At 74.1% G+C, this 991-nt stretch carries 2 protein-coding genes; one reads left to right on the top strand and one right to left on the bottom strand.

All coding sequences use genetic code 11. From position 1 onward, the window contains the following. A partial coding sequence (locus CBW50_RS28480; protein ID WP_139842726.1) for an Hpt domain-containing protein occupies nt 1–377 on the top strand: 377 nt, incomplete at its 5' end. 1 nt (nt 378) lies between these two features. Here CBW50_RS28480 and CBW50_RS28475 read toward each other — a convergent pair. After that, the coding region (locus tag CBW50_RS28475) for an alpha/beta hydrolase (protein ID WP_139842724.1) at nt 379–991 on the bottom strand (613 nt) is incomplete at its 5' end.

Genomic DNA, 991 nt, shown 5'->3' with positions numbered 1-991 from the left:
CGGCCAGGCCGGCCGAGGCGCCGGCGCCGGCCGACCCCATGAGCGCGCCCGTGCATATCCTGCCGCTGGCCGGCCTGTCGCCGCAGCACGTGCAGCGCATCGCGCAAGCCTTCCTCAGCGAAGCGCCGCGGCGCCTGGACCTGGCTTGCCACGCCGTGCGCGACGGCAACGCCAGCGCCGCGGCGGCCGCCTTCCACGCCCTGAAAGGCAGCGCCGGCTACCTGAGCCGCCCCACCCTGCACGGCCTGTGCCACCAGATGGAAAACCTGGCGTCGAACGGCCAGCTCGACAACGTGGAAAAATTCCTGCCGCAGCTGCAGGCGGCGCTGGACGAGGCGCGCCGCGACCTGAACGCGCCGGCCGGCGCCATCGACTGATTCAATCGGCCAGCCAGCCACGCGTCCGCAGCCACGCCAGCAGCAGCCGCGGCCAGGCGGCAGGCTCGCTGCCCGGCTGGCCCAGGCCCCAGCCATGGCCGCCGTGCCGGAACTGGTGCAGTTCAACAGGCACGCCCGCGCGGCGCAGGGCCGCCGCCATCAGCACGCTGTTCCCGGGCGGAGAAATGCCGTCGTCGAGCGCCTGCGCAATGAACATGGGCGGCGCGCGCGCATCGGCTTGCCGCTCCACCGACAGCGCGTCGCGCGCCGCCTGCGCCGGGTGGCGTCCCAGCAGCTGCCGCTTCGCCTGCGTCGTGTCGAATGGCGGCTGCATGGTCAGCACGGGATACAGCAGCACGGCAAAGTCGGGCCGCGCCGACACCGCATCGAGCGCATCGACGGGCGCATACAGGGCGGCGTCCGGCTGGACGGCCGTCATGCCGGCCAGGTGCGCGCCGGCGGAAAAGCCGAGCATGCCGATGCGCGCCGGGTCGATGCGCCACTCGGCGGCGCGCGCGCGGATCACGCGCATGGCGCGCTGGCCGTCCTGGAACGGCGCGGCCACCCCGCCGCCCTCCTGCGGCAGGCGGTACACGAGTTCAAACGCCGTGATG

Origin of the sequence: Janthinobacterium sp. GW458P, from assembly GCF_002127585.1 — a bacterium.
GTDB lineage: Bacteria > Pseudomonadota > Gammaproteobacteria > Burkholderiales > Burkholderiaceae_D > Janthinobacterium.
The sequence above is the reverse complement of the archived record's forward strand: the minus strand, read 5'-3'. Positions and strand labels throughout refer to the sequence as shown.